The sequence below is a fragment of the Pseudoalteromonas sp. OF5H-5 genome (assembly GCF_021530695.1).
Classification (GTDB): Bacteria; Pseudomonadota; Gammaproteobacteria; order Enterobacterales; family Alteromonadaceae; genus Pseudoalteromonas.
The window spans coordinates 16,564-33,951 of the sequence record NZ_JAKGBF010000020.1; the positions used below are offsets into that span (position 1 = coordinate 16,564).

Below are 17,388 nucleotides of genomic sequence, written 5' to 3' on the forward strand. Positions count from 1 at the left end.
CGCGCTTACTTCGCGCGACATACCGCTTGTTTATCTGTAGTTTTGCTGTTGCAGGTTAAAAAAACGGCACTACTTTCATCCAAAAACTCTCCTTGCCACGCGCCATCTTTGCCAAGCTTAATGGATAAAAAGCCGAACTTACCTTGTTCGTTAACGATTGCGTTTTGGCTATCAAGTGCATAATCAAATTCGCTAAAGGCATTGGTATCACTGAGGCTGACGCCGCTATTGCCGACAACGATTTGCGCAGGACGCGCGGTACTGGCAGCAAAGGTGGAAGACTGATATATATGCATATGTCCAGCGAGTGATAAAGTGACGTGTTCAGGCAACTTACCTTGTCTGGTGTTCTTCAGCGCGGTTTGCAACATCACGTTTAGTGTGTCTTTGGTTGTCGGGTCTTCAACGCCCCAGATGGGTCTGTGGCTCATAATCCACATGGGTTTGGCTTTGAGTAGTTCGCTTCTGACATTAAGTCGTTGATATTGCTGTTGGTAGACTTTTGTTAGGCCATTGTCTGCACTGGCATCACAGGCATTGGCGCTATCCATTACCCAAACACTGAGCGGTTTTAAGTTGATGGTATAGGAGTTTTGCACAATGATATGGGCACTTGCAGATTGCGGCGGTTGATTATAATCCCCTTGAGATGGACATTGCTGTTGCTCAACGGCATCAGGAAGATTGGCTCCCGGGCCAAAAAAGTAAAACCAGCCAATTCCTGCGCGGCTACAAAGTTCATGATTGCCTCGTGCAAAAATCCATGGTGCGGTTGCTGAAAGATCCGTTGTTGCGGCAAAAAAGTCGGCTTGCCAGTTGCTCCATGTATCTGGTCTTGGGCTATTTATCGCGTTTTGACTGTAGTAGGTATCGTTGAGACCGCAGCTAGTACCACCATATCCACCATCGCCTGCGTCATAAGCATAGGTATCACCGGAAATCGCACCTCCGGTACCTCGATAGTTGAAATCCCCCATATGGAGCAACAATTGTGGTTGTTGCTTTGCCCCTTGCTCTGCGAGGGTTTTAAACGGCTCGGCAGCAGTGTTGTTTTCGCAAACTGATGACTTACAGCCAGTGTCGCCAAAAACCGCAATTTTATTCGGATCGAATGTCACGGGCGCTAACGAGAATTGACTATCACTGACGGTATAAGCCGTGTTTGGGGAGATTTTCGCTTCGCATACAGAGACTGGAAAATGTGTTTGGTTCGGACGCATTGCTCGCAACTGCATCGGCATGGATTTTTTACCAAAGAGCAAGCTTGGGCATTGGTTGGCGTCGCTGAGCACGTCGTCAACAACGACGCGCGCGTAGATATTTGGGGCTTCTGTAGTAGAAGGCGCGAACATTGAGTAAGCGCCTAATACTTTGGTATTCGCTTGTTGGACTGCAAACGTGCTGCTACAAGCAATTAAATTGAGCGTCGCAATAGCGATGATGATGCGCATGACTTCATTCCTTTTTGAACAGTTGAATGAAGTTTAATGCATTGTTAACAATTTGCGAGTTTCGAATACGAATATCTTGCTTCTGCTGGTTATTGGTGGCTACAGCGGTAGAAGCCGGTGACTGTGTCTTGGCTAAAGCGTGTGCCGTTAACATAGGTGTCTTGGTTGATTTTACCAAACTGCGCTAGGTTAAATTGCAATCGTGCAAGCATTTCAGCACTCGAGGCCTGTTCAAAGGTTTCTGTTACCGGTGGATCGCCAACAAAGTTGGTATACCAAGGAAACCAAGAATTATCCTGCCCACTGACTGTTTGGTTCGGATAATAATTCCCTCCTTGCCAACGGTCGAAGGTAAGATCTTCGAGGCTAAATAGGCCAAAACCTGGCTGTGTCATACAAGCATCAGCCGCCTGATACTCAGGGTAACCTGAGCTGGCAGCAAAATGATTACAAACATTATGTGGCAAATTACTGCTATTCGCTGCTTGATATTCCACCTTTCTAAACATCACAGGATGTGCGGGGCTTCCTGATGGGTAGACGATATTTGCCGCGACAGGTGAACCCCAGCGATAATGGTACATGGCCACAGCCAATCCTAAATCTTCCTTACTGGTGGCAACATTATCTGGATGAGTCCACACTCCACCCGGATCGGTTGGCGTTGCCCCATTTTTAAAAATAATCCCATATTGATTGTTTTCTAATTGATTCATTAGATTTGGCGTTGTGTTGTCAACTACCGTCGTTGGGATCATTGTGCTTGCGGCATTGGGAGTATAGGTGAGTGTTGGGTTATTTAATGCCTTCCAGCATAGCAGGCCATAACCATAGCCACTGGCTATCATCGGGCAGCCGGACATTGCAGATGCCGATTGATTGCTTTCATACGCATGTGTTGTTGAACGTGCCGCAACTTCGCCGGAGCTAACTAATATTCCCCAAGCATTGCGAGTAATGCGAATATCAGCAAACTCGGTGTCAGGAATAAATACCGTTGTGGCCGAAATAACCTGTAGCCCTAAATCTAGTTCTAGTAGAGAGGTGGCAACGAGGGCGTCTTCATGAAGCTTTGGATACTGCGTCATAATCGTTTGCTGCGATGGTTTAATCACAGCGTCTCTTGGTGATAACCCTAATAAATATAAGCGATCATTATCAAGATAGCTTGCCAGTAAGCGTGATAGCTCAAGTTGCGCGATTGGACGCTTGGCTTGTATATTTGAGTTGTTATCCGTGAGGGTGAGGTCGGTATTTTGAAGCAGCAACCAGTGCTTATCACTTAGACCCACAACCTGAGTTTGGTTAAGTATGTGACGAGATACGCTATCAGCTTGGCGAGTAACAATTAAACTATCGTCATTCAACGAATAGCTAGACTGTGTGGTGTCATTGTGGTGATGACGCAGCGCCGGTGGCTGATATTGTCCGATTAAGGTGGTAAGTTCAATGCGAATGGCGTCGCGAGTACTTTGAATAAGCCAATTTCCGGTTTCATTTCGAACAAAAGTAGCCGGACTATATTGGCCAGATTTATCCACGCTAAATGCTTGCCAAGTGGTATTACAGGCTTTGGCGCAGGAGGGGAAACTTCGAGTAAGGGATGACTTATCATTTGCCAGAGATTCGTCATAGTTATCATTAAATACAAAGGGTAACTCAGCTTTACCCGACGCGAGTTGTAACGTGAACAGTAAGCGCCGTTGATTGCCGCTGGCATAGAGTCTGTTTTCTTTTAGATAACCGAGCTGGAGTTGAGAGTAACTCTCTAACTTTTTCATGTTTCCAGCTTCACCTTGATAGCTGGGCTCATACGTCTCGCTATTGAATGGTGCAGTTTGCTCTAATTGGGGAAATTGCAGCGTTTGTTTGCAGGCATCTTCTGCGCATGTTTGTAAGGTGATCCTTTGGTTCTGATACTGAAAAGAATACCAAGGTGAAAGGGCTTGATAACCTTGTTGTCCTGCGTGAAATAATAGCGGTAGGGTTGATGTATCGTAGTGCTCTGACTCTGCTGAGGCGTTAACACTCAAAGACAAAGCCCAGCAGGTAAGCGTGGTGGCGATGAACTTATTCATAATCTTTCCTTATTGGAGTAGGGCAGCGCATGGCCACCCTTAGCAAAACCTAGTGAATGATGCCTTGGCGTTGGCCTGCATTAACGGGTTTGTTGAGCTGCACAGAGAGCCAGTTTTCAACGTCACTACGTAACGACGCGTCGCTATCAGGACCGGATTGTGACGAATAGAACCATAACCCTGTTGGTGCTGGAGCATTGACATTGCTGCCGCAGGTAAAGTGATTTGCCGCATACATCACCGCGCCTGAGCTACCATATTCGTAATGACTGTCCGAATAACCACCGTAGCCTCTGGCTTGCACCCGACCTTTTGAATCAAGGGTAAAGTGATACACCTCATTGGGTTGCAACAAGAAAGGGCTGACATCGGACGAATCGAAGCGCGCGCGCATTGTGGTGGTAACACTGGCTTGATTACCCGAACGCGTGATCATGCCTGCCAAGTTGGTGATAAGCGCATCGGCCAATTGACCGTCAAGCAAGCTGCCAGGGTTGCCATTAACGATTGCAGAAGTAATGCCAAGTGCGGCTTTGACGACTCCTATGGTGGAGCTTAAATTCCATGTGGTGTTGTATCCCATGGCTGCGCCACCGGCTTTATTGAACAAGATGACTTCAGGTGCAGCTCCTGGCAAATCGACCGCAAACTTTGCGCCGTCAGTTGCATGTGAGTTGGTACCTTTTGACCAGATTTTTTTAGCTTGCCCGGTTACATGGTAGCGAGCTGAATAAGTGCCTCTGACTTCTAAATTGCCCGAACAGGCATTACTTTGATTACATGCAAATCCCCCGGTGTCTGCACACAACATTTTGACGTGGAACTCTGTCGAGTTATGGGCTGAGGTGTTGTCGAAACTGAGCGCTTTATTTTTTGACCAACGTTTACCCTTAGCGGAGTGAAAGGCGCCGTAGGCTGAGGTATTGACATAAGCATGGTGCTTAGAAAAACCACTACCATCGTTGGTCGATGTGCTCCAAGGCGTTTGGGTTGATGGGTAGTTAGTGACCACTTGGCCTGTGCTGGTTGAAGGGGTCACCATCTGACATGAACATTGTGACTTAGGTCCGAAGATGGGTTTTTTAGTCAGCAATTCTTTTAATTCGGCAAGAATACCTGACGGTAGCGTCCTATCGTATTCAAGTACCGAGAGCCCTTTACGTTTAGGAGCTGCGTATTCCTTATGCCAAGTGCTGTAAAGCTGCGGTGCATTTCGCTCTAAATGTTGGCTGAGTGTTGGCACTTTTTGCTGTTGTGTCCATTTTTCGAATACCGTCGGTTTAAATTGAATAAGATATCGAGTAAAGAAAAAGTTATCTTCAGGCGTTTGCTCGGTAAAAGCATTTTCCCATGCTGATAACACGTTTTGATCTAAAGCTTTTGCTTGGCTTAGCATCTCTCCATCTCGATAGTCGCGGATCAAGCTATCGACATAGCGGTCTAATTCATATTCTTCGTCGTTGTCGGAGATATATTCAAGCAAGGAAACACGGTCTTGAGACCAGTTTGAAATGGCTTGCCACGCTTCTGGGCTTACTTGAGAGGGGGCCATTTCTCCATATTCTTCTGCGGCTTGTAGCGAAATACTACCCAGTAACAACGTGCTGGTAACTAGGCTGACTAATTTTGGGGTGAAATTTCTCTGTTTCATTTTTCTATTCCTTCATCGTTGTGCTGAGTCAACATGCCTCATGCATTGTTAACTTGCCTTGTGATGTTGGAAACTTTTTCAGCGATTGAATAGGAGGTTGTAGGGCCAGTTAGGGTCAACTTGGGTAAAACCTTTGATATTAAACGGACGCATTGGGTTAGGTAAGTTTTGATATCAAGCTGTGGTAAATAAAAACTTAAATATCAAAGGTCTGCTTATATTTTTACCCGAATTTACCCAATTGCCCCGTAACTTTTGCTGCAATCAATATTCGCTTGAGGCAGGATTTTGCTATCGCCGTTATTGGAGTCTCAGCGTGAGTACATTCGCAATCGAGTAACGGTGTCATAACCAATAAGGAGACAGTTATGAGACGAGTAATAGTAGTATTGGGAGCAACTTTGATTGTGAGCTTTGTACAAGCCCATAGCCCAGAAATGATAGCGCAGCTCGAAGTTGCTGATGGGGCGAAATGTCCAAAGCGGCAAACGATTTTGCTAGGTAAAATGACATTAACTGCTGGAACCTTTAAATATTTACATAGTGAAGGAAGTAACGTTTGTACCAGTCCTAAGCAGAGTATTCCTGGTCGTATTATACCACGACTAGATTGTGGCCAGTTTGATGATTGGCGACTTGCTTATGATATGGGTAATAAAATGTGTCAATCTCTACATCATAATATGAAAGGCTTTAGTAATAGCCTAAAGCCTGATATGACAGTGTATCCACGCTTTGAAGGACCTTTTGAATTCAAAGGAGACCATCATCACCAAGAGTATGATGCCGGTATGGGCGTGACTTTAGCATGCTATTTATGTGAGACCGCGACGGATAACTAGAGAAGGGGCAAAAGCCCCTTTGTTGTATACATCAAGTAGCGTTGGAGCACGCTATGATTTGCTCCAGTTGTGCAACTTTTTGAGAAAGGGGCGCAGTATCGAAATTAGCGTCTTGGCATTGAGTGAGTACATATTGTGCCGTGGTAACAATATTTCGAATACGCGGCTTTTTGGGCAGCGTTTTGATATTAAGATAGCGTTCAAGAGTGCGCACTCGTAAGCGACCATCATCGATATTCACTTTCCACACTTTGCTTTCTTCCGCTAATTCGACACGAGTTTTGCCACTACTTTGCTCCCAAAGCGTCAAAGTGAGTGTCATTACCTCAACCATTAACTGTCTAGCGGCCTGTTCATCAATGCTCGTATGTTTACTGTGCACGCCATGAGTATCGGCGCGGGCGGTATTGCGAATAAAGCAGTAAGTAACCAAAACACCTGCTAAAAATGTGATAAACCCGACGAGTACATGAGACAACATGCTTGTCTCTGTTTGGCGCTTAGGCGCGGTCAAGACGTTAGCGCTTTGAAGGCGAAATTGATAAAGGTTTTCACTTTGTACACGACTAGTTTTAAGCATGTCATTATAACGCTGTGCGGTCTCTACCGCTTCTTTATAAGCGTGTGTTTGTAGTTGGGACTGCAATAAGGCAATGTAAAATAATTCGGTAAGCTGACTATTTTGCTGATTATGTGCTTCAAGCCCCTGTTTAAGTAACGTTTGTGCAGTTAGGTTATCGCCCTCAAGCTGCTTGAGTTTGGCTTCAATAAGCAGTGCTCGCTGATCCACTTTACCGTGTTGAATTAGTTGCCGAGTGCGTTTGAATGAAGCAAGTTGCTGTTGTGCCTGAGCGATATGATTTTGAGCAATGGCAATTTCGGCCAATAATAAATAGGCTCGAGACAATTGGGTATAGGCGCCACTTTGTGTCAAAGGTTGAAGTAAATCTTCAATGATTTCAGTTGCTTTGTTGTAGTCGCGCTTTTTGTAGAAGACTTCCGCTATGCTTAGCAAGGTGTGGTTCGCTTTGACCTGGTCGCCGGCTTGTTGGTGGAGCGCATGGGCTTGACGAAATGAGAGAATGGCATCATCCAACTGATTAATATCCCTCGACACATTCCCTAAATTATTAAGTGTGATCGCTTGTCTCTGCAGGTCATTTGTTGCTTTCGCTATTTGGTAGCTTTCTAAAAATAAAGTAAGGGCGGTATCTAGATCTCCGAGTGCCTGATAAGCATTAGCTAAATCGTTTGCCGATTTACCCAGGAGTTCGTTTTGTTGCAACTTAGCCGCAAGCGTTTGCGCTTCGTGGAAGCTCTCCAGCGCTTGAATATAATTGCGCTGGCGGTAACGATTAATACCACTTTGTCTTAACACCTGAAAGCGCTGAAGTGTGGTTAACTTCCATGCCATCAACTCATCCAGTATTTGATTGCTGAGCTTTATGTCACCCGCTCGACGATACAAGCTCACAAGCTCAAGATGTGCATCAAAAGCTTGAGCACCGTTGGGTTCAAGCGTTTCAAGATGTTGCTTACAAGACAAAATTTGGCTTGTGAGGTTAGCATTATTAGCACTTGGGCATTCTGAACCATGCGCCGGTAACACAACGAGCAGTAATGCGAAAAACAAAGCAAGCAAAGGCATAAATATTAGTCTAGATACATTGTTTTTACATATTAATATAGTGGTAACAAAAAGTCGTGTCTGCCTTTAATAAATCTTAGGTAGACTACTTTTTGTATTTTGTCGCTGCCTAGCTGCTGTCGCTTAACTTTGCCAGTACGATCAAGTCTCGATTTGTTAATATTGTTAGTTTAATGTGTTTTTGGTATGGTCTTGTTGCTAATTAAGGCCCAGCTGAAGAAGCTGGAAATCAATCCATAAGGAAATAAAAATGAAGTTAAATACAATGTGACTAAAGTCACTTAGCGTCGGTGTCGCGTTATTTGCACCATTAGTGAGTGCCGCTCCCCAGCTTGATAAAGCCATATTTGAGTACAATGCTGGATTAAACATCCAAGAGGAATTTAATATCTTTGCCGATGGCAACGTGACTGATCCAAATTATCCAAATAGTGAGCTACGTATTCAATTGGATAGTAGCAAAAGCTACGATCAAATTGGCTTTTATGACAAAGTTTACACTACATACGGTCAGGCGGTTGCATACAACACATTAGACAGACGTTGGGTTAAATTTAAGGGTAAGGTGCTTTATTTCTCAGGCGAAGACAACGGTAACCAAAAGATAGATACGATTTCTTTTCGCGTTGTTAATCCTGCTGGAGAAACATCGGAGTGGGGAGAGATCAGAGTTAGCTTAGACCAAGCGTTTGGTGGTAATTACGATGTGTATCCGAGTGATGACTTGGCACAAACCGTTGCTGGTCAACCTGTTGATGTGTACGTTAAAGATAACGATAGTGGCGTACCATATTATTATGGTGTTGAGATTTTTAGCTCACCAGCTAATGGTACAGTATCTGTTAACAGTGACTACTCCATTACTTACACACCAAAAGCTGGGTTCATTGGCCAGGATTCGTTCCAATATCGCATTAAGGGTAACAACCTTTATGATATTACAAGCGCGCCGGCGACAGTTTCTGTTTCGGTAGCAAATTAACCCCAAACTCAGGCCAATACGCACACATATTAAGTGTGATATTGGCTATCCCTTTAGCAATAAAAATACTCCAGCCAAAGCAATTAGGCCTCCAAACATCATAGACTTAGTAATAGCTTCTCTGCGCAGTAGTCCAATTGTCATCACCATGAGCGGTGCCGTTGCAAAGATGGTTTGTGCGATAGCGGGATCAGTATGATTAACGGAAATCAACTGTAGCCACAGTCCAATAAAGGTGCCAAAAAACACTGCAACGAATAACCAGTTTTTACCGTCGATTTGTTTAAGTGTGAGTGCTTTAAACAGGCTTTGTGATTTCAAATAAACAACAATAAAGGCCACAAATAGGGTGCCGGATCCCAAGCGGATAAGTGCCGCCCACAAACTACTAATGCTTTCGTTATTTAGCGCACCTTTGGAAAGCACCATACCTGCAGCTTGGCAAATGGCAGCCGTGAGTGCAAAGCAGACTCCCAAGAGATAATGTTTTTTGTCTAATACTGGCTGGCTTCTACTTGGCTTAATCGCCAGCATCACACCAACGGTTGTCACTGCAATGCCGAGCCAAGCGGATGCGCTGAGATAAACACCAAGGAGCACAATGTTTAAGATCCCCGCGATGGCAGGTGCAAGACTTTCAATAACCAAAGTGCGAGCAGGACCTATATTTCTAAGTGCGGCAAAGTAGGCACTGTCACCAATCGCTATGCCCAGTACCCCACTTGCTATCAGCCAGCCCCAGCTCGAGGGTAAGGTCGGGTACATTGCATCACCTGCGATGAGCAAACACAAGATCATCAAAGCTGAAGCGATGACGCCTTTGCTGACGTTCAACTCAAATGGACTAAGGTGATGGCTAAATCGTTTGTACAGTATGGTTGAGCCAGCCCATACCCCAGCCGCTGCAATCGCTGCTGCTTCGCCAATACCAATCATAAATCTCAAGTTTCTTGTGTTTATTAATATGGTGGCAAGTATACATAAATTGAAATAATCAGTGAGAGGTAAGGAATCAAATTATTACCACTAATGTTTAGACGTCCATACATCTAGAGGTTGAAATTTTCTAGTTTTTGTCCATAATAATGCCATTCGATTAGTCTGGAGCAGCGCATGCCAATCACCGTCACCGACGAACTCCCAGCCATTGCCCAATTGCGTCATGAAAATGTGTTCGTGATGCCACAAAGTCGTGCATCAACTCAAGAGATCCGCCCAATGCGGCTCGCGATATTAAACTTGATGCCGAATAAGGTGGAGACTGAGGTGCAATTTATCCGATTACTGGCAAATACCCCTTTGCAGGTGAATGTTGATTTGTTGCGACTAGACACCCACCGCAGCTCTGAAAACTCAGAACAACATCTAGATATGTTTTATCGCTATTTTTCGGATGTGAAAGATCAAAACTATGATGCTTTGATCGTCACTGGCGCGCCGCTGGCGCATCTTGAATATGACGATGTGGTGTATTGGCAGGAATTGCAAGCATTTTTTGATTGGGCTGAGCACCATGTTACTTCAACCCTGTTTTCCTGTTGGGCCGCACATGCTGGCTTGTATCACCATTATGGGTTAAAGCGAGCGCTCAAAAATGACAAACTTTGCGGCGTATTCAAACACCACTGTTACTTTGACCACGGGGCGCTCACTCGTGGTTTTGATGATGAGTTTTTGGTGCCACACTCACGCTACGGCCACATCGACATCGATAAAATTAATGCGTGTAAAGACCTAGTGGTATTAGCAGGCTCTGAAAAAGTGGGCGCTTACTTAATTAAAAATCACTCAGGCAGCCAAGTCTATATTACCGGTCACCCTGAATACGACGCCGATACGCTACAAAAAGAATACCATCGTGATTGTGAAAAAATGGCCAACGCACCGCAGCCTGAGAACTATTTTCCTGAGAATGACACCAGCAAACGTCCATCTAAGACATGGCAAAGCCATGCATTCTTGTTATTCTCAAATTGGTTAAACTACTATGTTTACCAAACCACACCTTATGATATTAACTTAGTTAGCCAAGATGTAAGGACTAACAATTATGCCGAATAATGTAGCCGTAAACGGTGAGCAAATAGCAGAGCAGCTTAAGCAAGCAATGCAGCAACGTATTCTGATCTTAGATGGTGCAATGGGAACCATGATCCAAAAGCACAAATTAGAAGAACAAGACTATCGTGGTGAGCGCTTTAAAGATTGGCATGTCCTTATCAAAGGCAACAACGATCTGCTAAGTTTGACGCAGCCTGAGATAATCAAACAGATCCATCGCGATTATCTAGCTGCTGGCGCAGATATCATTGAAACCAATACTTTTAACGCCACCACCATCTCGATGGAAGATTATGACATGGCAAGCCTAAGCCGCGAGATTAATCTTGAATCGGCGAAGCTTGCACGTGCGGTATGTGATGAATTTACCGCCAAAGATCCCAGCAAGCCTCGCTATGTGGCAGGTGTACTTGGCCCAACGTCAAAAACCTGTTCGATTTCTCCAGATGTAAACGACCCTGGTTTTCGCAATATCACTTTTGACAAGTTGGTTGCAGCCTATGTCGAATCAACGCTTGCCCTTATTGAAGGCGGTGCGCACCTTATTTTGATTGAAACGATTTTTGATACGCTCAACGCCAAAGCCGCGTCTTACGGTGTAGAAGAAGCGTTCGAGCAAGCGGGCGTCACTCTGCCTGTTATGATCTCGGGCACAATTACCGACGCTTCCGGTCGCACGCTTTCAGGGCAAACCACCGAGGCGTTTTATAACTCCATTCGTCATATTAAGCCAATCTCTATTGGCCTCAACTGCGCGCTAGGCCCAGATTTATTAAGACAGTATGTAGAAGAGCTGTCACGGGTTTGTGAGACCTTTACCTCTGTACATCCAAACGCAGGGCTTCCTAACGAGTTTGGTGAATACGACCTAGAAGCCGATGACATGGCAAAAGAGATTATCGATTGGGGCAATGAAGGGTTTATCAATATTGTTGGCGGCTGCTGTGGCACCACGCCCGAACATATTCGCGCCTTCGCGAGAGGCCTTGAGCAAACCCAGCCGCGTAGCTTGCCTAACATCGAAGTGCGGATGCGTTTGGCAGGTCTTGAAGCCTGTAACTTAAATTAGGAATTCACCATGACACAAACAGCAGTATTTACCAATGTCGGTGAACGTACCAATGTAACGGGATCGGCAAAATTTAAGCGCTTAATTTTAGAAGAAGATTACGAAACCGCGCTGGATGTTGCCAGAGAGCAGGTTGAAAGCGGCGCGCAAGTGATCGATATCAACATGGATGAAGCCATGTTGGACTCAAAAGCTGCGATGGTGAAGTTTCTTAATCTGATAGCGTCAGAGCCGGATATTTCTAAAGTCCCCATCATGGTCGACTCGTCTAAATGGGAAGTCATTGAAGCGGGTCTGAAATGTATTCAAGGTAAAGCCATTGTAAACTCAATCTCCTTAAAAGAGGGTGAGGCACCATTTATCCACCAAGCCAAAATCATCAAGCGCTTTGGTGCTGCTGTGGTGGTGATGGCATTTGATGAAGTTGGTCAAGCGGAAACCGCAGAACGAAAGTTTGAGATCTGTCAGCGCTCTTACAAAATCTTAGTTGACGAGCTTGGGTTTCCGCCAGAAGACATTATTTTTGATCCGAATATTTTCGCGGTCGCTACGGGTATCGAAGAGCACGATAACTACGCCGTAGAATTTATCGAGGGCACGCGCAGAATTAAACAAAACCTGCCGCACTGTAAAGTGTCAGGGGGCGTATCGAACGTCTCTTTCTCTTTTCGTGGTAACAACCCGGTGCGTGAAGCGATCCACTCTGTGTTTCTTTACCATGCGATTAAAGCGGGCATGGATATGGGGATCGTCAATGCGGGTCAGTTAGCCGTGTATGACGATATTCCAAAAGAGCTCCGTGATGCCGTTGAGGATGTGATCCTCAATACCGACGCCGGTGCTGGCGAACGATTGGTTGAGATCGCGCCTAAATACTCGGGCATGGCGCAAGCCGAAAAGCAGGAAGATTTAGAGTGGCGTTCTTGGCCGGTTGAAAAACGCTTGGAGCACGCCTTAGTTAAAGGGATCACCGAGTTTATTGACGAGGATACCGAGGCCTGTCGCCAACAGTTTGATAAGCCAATTCAAGTGATTGAAGGGCCACTGATGGATGGTATGAACGTGGTTGGCGACTTGTTTGGCGCGGGCAAAATGTTCCTGCCTCAAGTGGTGAAATCTGCTCGAGTGATGAAGCGCGCGGTTGCCTATCTTGACCCTTACATTGAGGCTGAAAAAGAAGAAGGCTCTAGTAACGGTAAAGTGATCATGGCCACGGTTAAGGGCGATGTACACGACATTGGCAAAAACATTGTGGGCGTGGTACTGCAATGTAACAACTACGAAGTCGTGGACTTGGGTGTGATGGTGCCAGCAGAGAAAATTCTGCAAACGGCCATTGACGAAAACGCTGATGTCATTGGTCTGTCTGGCCTTATTACGCCATCCCTTGATGAAATGGTGCATGTTGCGAAAGAAATGACGCGTCGCGGCTTTGATATTCCTCTACTCATTGGTGGTGCAACCACATCGAAAGCGCATACGGCGGTTAAAATTGAACCTCAGTACGACAAAGGTGTGATTTACGTCAATAACGCCAGTCGTGCGGTTGGTGTGGTATCTAGCCTGCTAAGTAAAACCCAAAAGCCAGAGTTTTTAGCGAAAACAGCGGACGAATACGTCAAAGTACGGGAGCAGCAGGCGCGCAAAAAGCCACGTTCAAAACCGGTTACCTTGGCGCGTGCTCGCGATAATGCGGTAAAATTTGATTGGCAAAGCTACACGCCACCGGTGCCAAATAAGTTGGGGATCACCGAGTTTAAAGACGTGAGTATTAAAACGCTACGTGATTATATCGACTGGACGCCATTTTTTATGACCTGGTCATTGGCCGGTAAATATCCACGTATTCTACAAGACGAAGTGGTTGGTGAAGAGGCGCAAAAACTGTTTCATGATGCCAATGCCATGTTAGATCAGTTAGAACAAGCGGGCACTTTACAGCCACTGGGTGTGATTGGATTGTTCCCTGCTAACCGCGTGGGTGATGATATTGAAATTTATACCGATGAGTCGCGCAGCGAAGTCTTGGTTACGTCATGTCAGCTGCGTCAGCAAACCGAAAAAACCGATTTCCCTAACTATTGTTTGTCGGATTATATTGCACCTAAAGGCACACCTGATTATTTCGGTGCATTTGCCGTCACTGGTGGTCTTGAAGAAGATGACTTAGCAGATGCATTTGATGCCAAGCAAGATGACTACAACAAGATCATGATTAAAGCGGTCGCAGATCGCTTAGCCGAGGCATTTGCTGAATATTTACATGAGCAAGTGCGTAAAGTGTACTGGGGATTTGCAGCGGATGAAGCGCTAAGTAACGAAGAACTTATCCGTGAAAACTATCAAGGGATCCGTCCTGCGCCAGGGTATCCAGCGTGCCCTGAACACACCGAGAAACAAAAAATTTGGCAGTTGTTAGATGTCGAAAACCGTATCGGTATGAAGCTGACTAGCTCATACGCCATGTGGCCGGGAGCGGCGGTGTCGGGTTGGTATTTCTCACATCCAGATTCTAAGTACTTTGCCGTTGCCAGTATTCAAAGAGATCAAGTAGAAGACTATGCTGCGCGTCAAGCGATGTCGCTAGAAGAAGCGGAGCGTTGGCTTGGTCCTAACTTAGGATATGAAACGGCATAATAGCTGAATTGGCATCCAGCTAAACCTAATCTGAGATTAAGTTTAGCTGGGCTTTTTATTGCTTTCATTTCTTGAGTTTTAACGTTTATTAGCGGGCTGATAAATTTCAAATCCAAATTCATTAGAATATGTTGTTTAGTAGTTAACAGAGCACGCTAAATTCAAGTATACTGAGTTGAATAACTGTTAATAATAAGGCTTTACTCAACAATGAAGATGAAGTGGCTGTTTTCACTCCTTTTTATTTCCAATCTCTGTTGGGGGAGCAATCAGCTGGTTGTTGACATTATCAGTAGTGAAAATTTCAGTCAGCGTTATGAGCACTTTCTTGCTGGTCGTGACGTCTTAGACGTTGATTCTTTTTTTCCAACCACCAAAGGTTCGCATATTGAAATCATCGAAATGGTGTTACTACAGCAGGCCTTGTTTCTTGGTGGTGAGACGCGCAAAGTTGTATTTAATCCAAAACCTTCGGTGAATATTTTAGAGTTTTCCGATCTGATCGCTGGGGAAAGTTTAATCCTTGCTCGCAGTGTTTGGCATGAAAATATCGTGGACTATCGCGGCTCATTATTTATCTCAGATCCGCTTGTTGAAGTAGGAGATTACGAAGCTGGGCTTTACGTCACCAAGCGTAATGTCGCACTGCAGCAAACGCCGCTTTCACAGCTTCGGCAGCTGAATGTGGTATCTAACCCGCAATGGGAAGTGGATTGGCGTGCCTTGATGAATACAGACTTACACATGGTGAGCTTTATTGGCCCGTGGGAAACCATGTTGGCAATGGTAGAAAGTGATGTCGTCGACACTATGTTGATTAATTTTAGCGTGAGTGATTCTTTAACTTTAAATTTTGAAGGTAAAGAATATGTCCCAATCGAAAATATTAAGGTTGTCTTGCCAGACTCTCGGCATTTTGTCGTCAGTAAAAATCATCCTGAAGGCATGCAAATATTTGCGGCACTCAATCGTGGGTTAAAAATACTTAAACGACGAGGCGTGATCAAACGGGCGTTGACAGAATCTGGTTTTATCAACAAAAAAGTGGCGAATTGGCAGGTGGCTAACGCTGAAATGCTGGTGGGAGGAGACTAATGCAGCCAGCTGTGGTATCGCTTTGCATATTGGTAAGTGCGCTAATTACATTTTGTGGTTTTGCTTACGAATCATCAGAACAAATACAGCGCAACTTAAATGCGCTACAAATGTCGGCTGAACAAGATTATGACTTGTCTTTATTACCGGACATCAGAGCACTTCGAGAGCAAGCGCGTGCGCAAGGTAATAAGCCGTTGCAAATCAAAGCATTACTGTTAGAGGGTAGTATAGTTCAACACTTTGGTGAGTTTGAGGATGGTCTCGACTTGCACCAACAAGCGTTGCAGTTGGCCGAAGCTGATAACAATACATTTTTAAAGGCAAACACCTATCTCGCCATTGCTCACCTTGATATTGACTTAGAGAGCTATGAGTTAGCGCAGCGCTATTTAGATAAAGCGTCAGTACTGGCTGAGCAAATTGATGATAATGCCCAGGTAAAAGCCGATATCAGTTTATGGCAGTCGCGCTTGAATATGGATAAGGGCGCTTATCGTTTAGCGCTTAAGTCTTCTTTCGTACCAGAGATTTCAGGCATTCGGCAGGAGACGCTTGCGCAGTTAAAGCTGACGCGTTCTTGGGCTCATTTACAGCTCGGGGAATATTTACCAGCCAAGCAAATTCTAGATGAATTAGACAATGCGGGTTATTTGGTTCAAAACCAAAGAATGCGGATTATGTCGGCAGTGCAGCGTGCCAGAGTGGCTTTACAAAGTGGCGATTTTGCAACTTCAATTGATTTAGCTCAGGCTGGGCTGAGAGATACACTCGGCACACGTTTTTTACTTTTTCAATCTCAGTTGCAGTGGATACTGGCCTCAGCCTATGCTCAGCTTGGAGACTATCAGCAAGCGCATCGTTATTTAAAACGCTATGCCGTTACCGAGCAGTCACTGAATTTGCAAAAGCGTAATAACAAACTACTTAAGCTAGAAGCGCAATATTCTCTTGCCCAACAAAAGCAGGCACTTAATGAGCTTGAGCGAGACAATGCCCAGCAGGCAAAGCAGATTATGGCGCATCAGCAACAGATAGAAAATGCAAGATTAAGCCAGCAGCGTTGGTTATTGATAGTCCTGCTTGTATTTACCTTAGCGCTGGTCTTTTATTGGCGTTGGCAAAATCGCCTTTACACCAAGCTGTTAGAAAGTCAGGTTGCGCAGCGTACTGAGGAACTCGCAGAGCGAAATAAGCGGTTACAAACCCTTAGTTTCACCGATAGCTTGACCGGTCTGAGTAATCGGCATCATTTTTTTAGCGTGATCGATGGCACCATTGAAGTGTACAGGCAAAAGTGGCAAATTCCGCAAACACAACAGAATGCCGATCTAATTTTTGTGATTATTGATATCGACCACTTTAAAAATATCAATGATAGTTTTGGCCATGCCGCAGGAGATATCGTGTTGCAAGACTTTGCTGAAATCCTCAAGCAATGCACACGAGAGTCAGATATATTAGTGCGCTGGGGTGGGGAAGAGTTTTTGTTGGTGATGCCGGATATGGACAGAGCGGCTGCGCACGAAGTGACAGAACGGATCCGTCGCCAAGTGGAGAGCTATCCATTTGTGGTGAACGATCAAACTATCAACTGTACTTGTTCAATTGGCTTTGCTCCATTCCCGTTTGACCCAACACAACCAGACAAGCTTAACTGGGAACATGTGTTAGAGTTAGCCGACGGTGGCTTATATCTTGCGAAAGAATCTCATCGTAATGCCTGGGTTGGCGTGCACACTGGAGACGAGGAAGTACAGAGTCCGGCAGAGCACATGGTGCAAAATCTACGCTCATATTTACAAGCAGGCAAACTAAAAACGTGGTCAAATCTATCCGATCTTATTTATGCTTGTAATACTCGTTAAGCGAAT

Annotated in this window: 12 protein-coding genes; 7 read left to right on the forward strand and 5 right to left on the reverse strand. The window is 45.1% G+C overall.

Going from position 1 to position 17,388, the window contains the following annotated elements; genetic code table 11:
• Positions 1-5: 5 nt before the first annotated feature.
• From L1271_RS21355 to L1271_RS21365, 3 genes are all read right to left on the reverse strand, one after another.
• Positions 6-1,451 carry a metallophosphoesterase gene (locus tag L1271_RS21355; protein WP_235368756.1) on the reverse strand — a complete coding sequence of 482 codons (1,446 nt, stop codon included), beginning with the start codon at positions 1,449-1,451 and terminating at the stop codon, positions 6-8.
• Positions 1,452-1,540: 89 nt separating this feature from the next.
• Complete coding sequence (locus L1271_RS21360) at positions 1,541-3,529, reverse strand: hypothetical protein (RefSeq protein ID WP_235368757.1); 1,989 nt, start codon at positions 3,527-3,529, stop codon at positions 1,541-1,543.
• A 49-nt stretch (positions 3,530-3,578) separates the two neighbouring features.
• Positions 3,579-5,180 carry a hypothetical protein gene (locus L1271_RS21365; RefSeq protein ID WP_235368758.1) on the reverse strand — a complete coding sequence of 534 codons (1,602 nt, stop codon included), beginning with the start codon at positions 5,178-5,180 and terminating at the stop codon, positions 3,579-3,581.
• Positions 5,181-5,548: 368 nt separating this feature from the next.
• On the opposite strand from L1271_RS21365, the gene L1271_RS21370 reads away from it, so the two are divergent.
• Entirely contained in the window at positions 5,549-6,022 is a 474-nt protein-coding gene (locus tag L1271_RS21370; protein WP_235368759.1) for a hypothetical protein, read from the forward strand.
• Positions 6,023-6,053: 31 nt separating this feature from the next.
• On the opposite strand, the gene L1271_RS21375 is transcribed toward L1271_RS21370, so the two are convergent.
• The gene (locus L1271_RS21375) at positions 6,054-7,670 is read right to left on the reverse strand and encodes a tetratricopeptide repeat protein (RefSeq protein WP_235368760.1); all 1,617 of its coding nucleotides are present in this window, start codon (positions 7,668-7,670) and stop codon (positions 6,054-6,056) included.
• Between the two features lie 313 nt (positions 7,671-7,983).
• Here L1271_RS21375 and L1271_RS24890 point away from each other — a divergent pair, with 313 nt between their 5' ends.
• Complete coding sequence (locus tag L1271_RS24890) at positions 7,984-8,652, forward strand: Ig-like domain-containing protein (RefSeq protein ID WP_235368761.1); 669 nt, start codon at positions 7,984-7,986, stop codon at positions 8,650-8,652.
• Positions 8,653-8,697: 45 nt separating this feature from the next.
• On the opposite strand, the gene L1271_RS21385 is transcribed toward L1271_RS24890, so the two are convergent.
• Positions 8,698-9,588 carry a DMT family transporter gene (locus L1271_RS21385; RefSeq protein ID WP_227387285.1) on the reverse strand — a complete coding sequence of 297 codons (891 nt, stop codon included), beginning with the start codon at positions 9,586-9,588 and terminating at the stop codon, positions 8,698-8,700.
• Between the two features lie 177 nt (positions 9,589-9,765).
• Between L1271_RS21385 and L1271_RS21390 the strand changes: the two genes are divergently transcribed.
• The 5 genes from L1271_RS21390 (at position 9,766) to L1271_RS21410 (ending at position 17,382) form a co-directional block, all read left to right on the forward strand.
• Positions 9,766-10,713, forward strand: coding sequence for a homoserine O-succinyltransferase (locus tag L1271_RS21390; protein ID WP_102056401.1), 948 nt, complete (start codon positions 9,766-9,768; stop codon positions 10,711-10,713).
• Entirely contained in the window at positions 10,703-11,782 is a 1,080-nt protein-coding gene (locus L1271_RS21395) for a homocysteine S-methyltransferase family protein (RefSeq protein ID WP_010604097.1), read from the forward strand. Before L1271_RS21390 ends, L1271_RS21395 begins: the two co-directional genes overlap by 11 nt.
• Before the next feature lie 9 nt (positions 11,783-11,791).
• Positions 11,792-14,419: a methionine synthase gene (gene metH / locus L1271_RS21400; protein ID WP_235368762.1), complete on the forward strand. Its 2,628-nt coding sequence runs from the start codon at positions 11,792-11,794 to the stop codon at positions 14,417-14,419.
• A 210-nt stretch (positions 14,420-14,629) separates the two neighbouring features.
• On the forward strand, positions 14,630-15,514 hold the full coding sequence (locus L1271_RS21405; RefSeq protein WP_235368763.1) for a hypothetical protein: 885 nt from the start codon (positions 14,630-14,632) through the stop codon (positions 15,512-15,514).
• On the forward strand, positions 15,514-17,382 hold the full coding sequence (locus tag L1271_RS21410) for a GGDEF domain-containing protein (RefSeq protein WP_235368764.1): 1,869 nt from the start codon (positions 15,514-15,516) through the stop codon (positions 17,380-17,382). Before L1271_RS21405 ends, L1271_RS21410 begins: the two co-directional genes overlap by 1 nt.
• Positions 17,383-17,388: the final 6 nt, after the last annotated feature.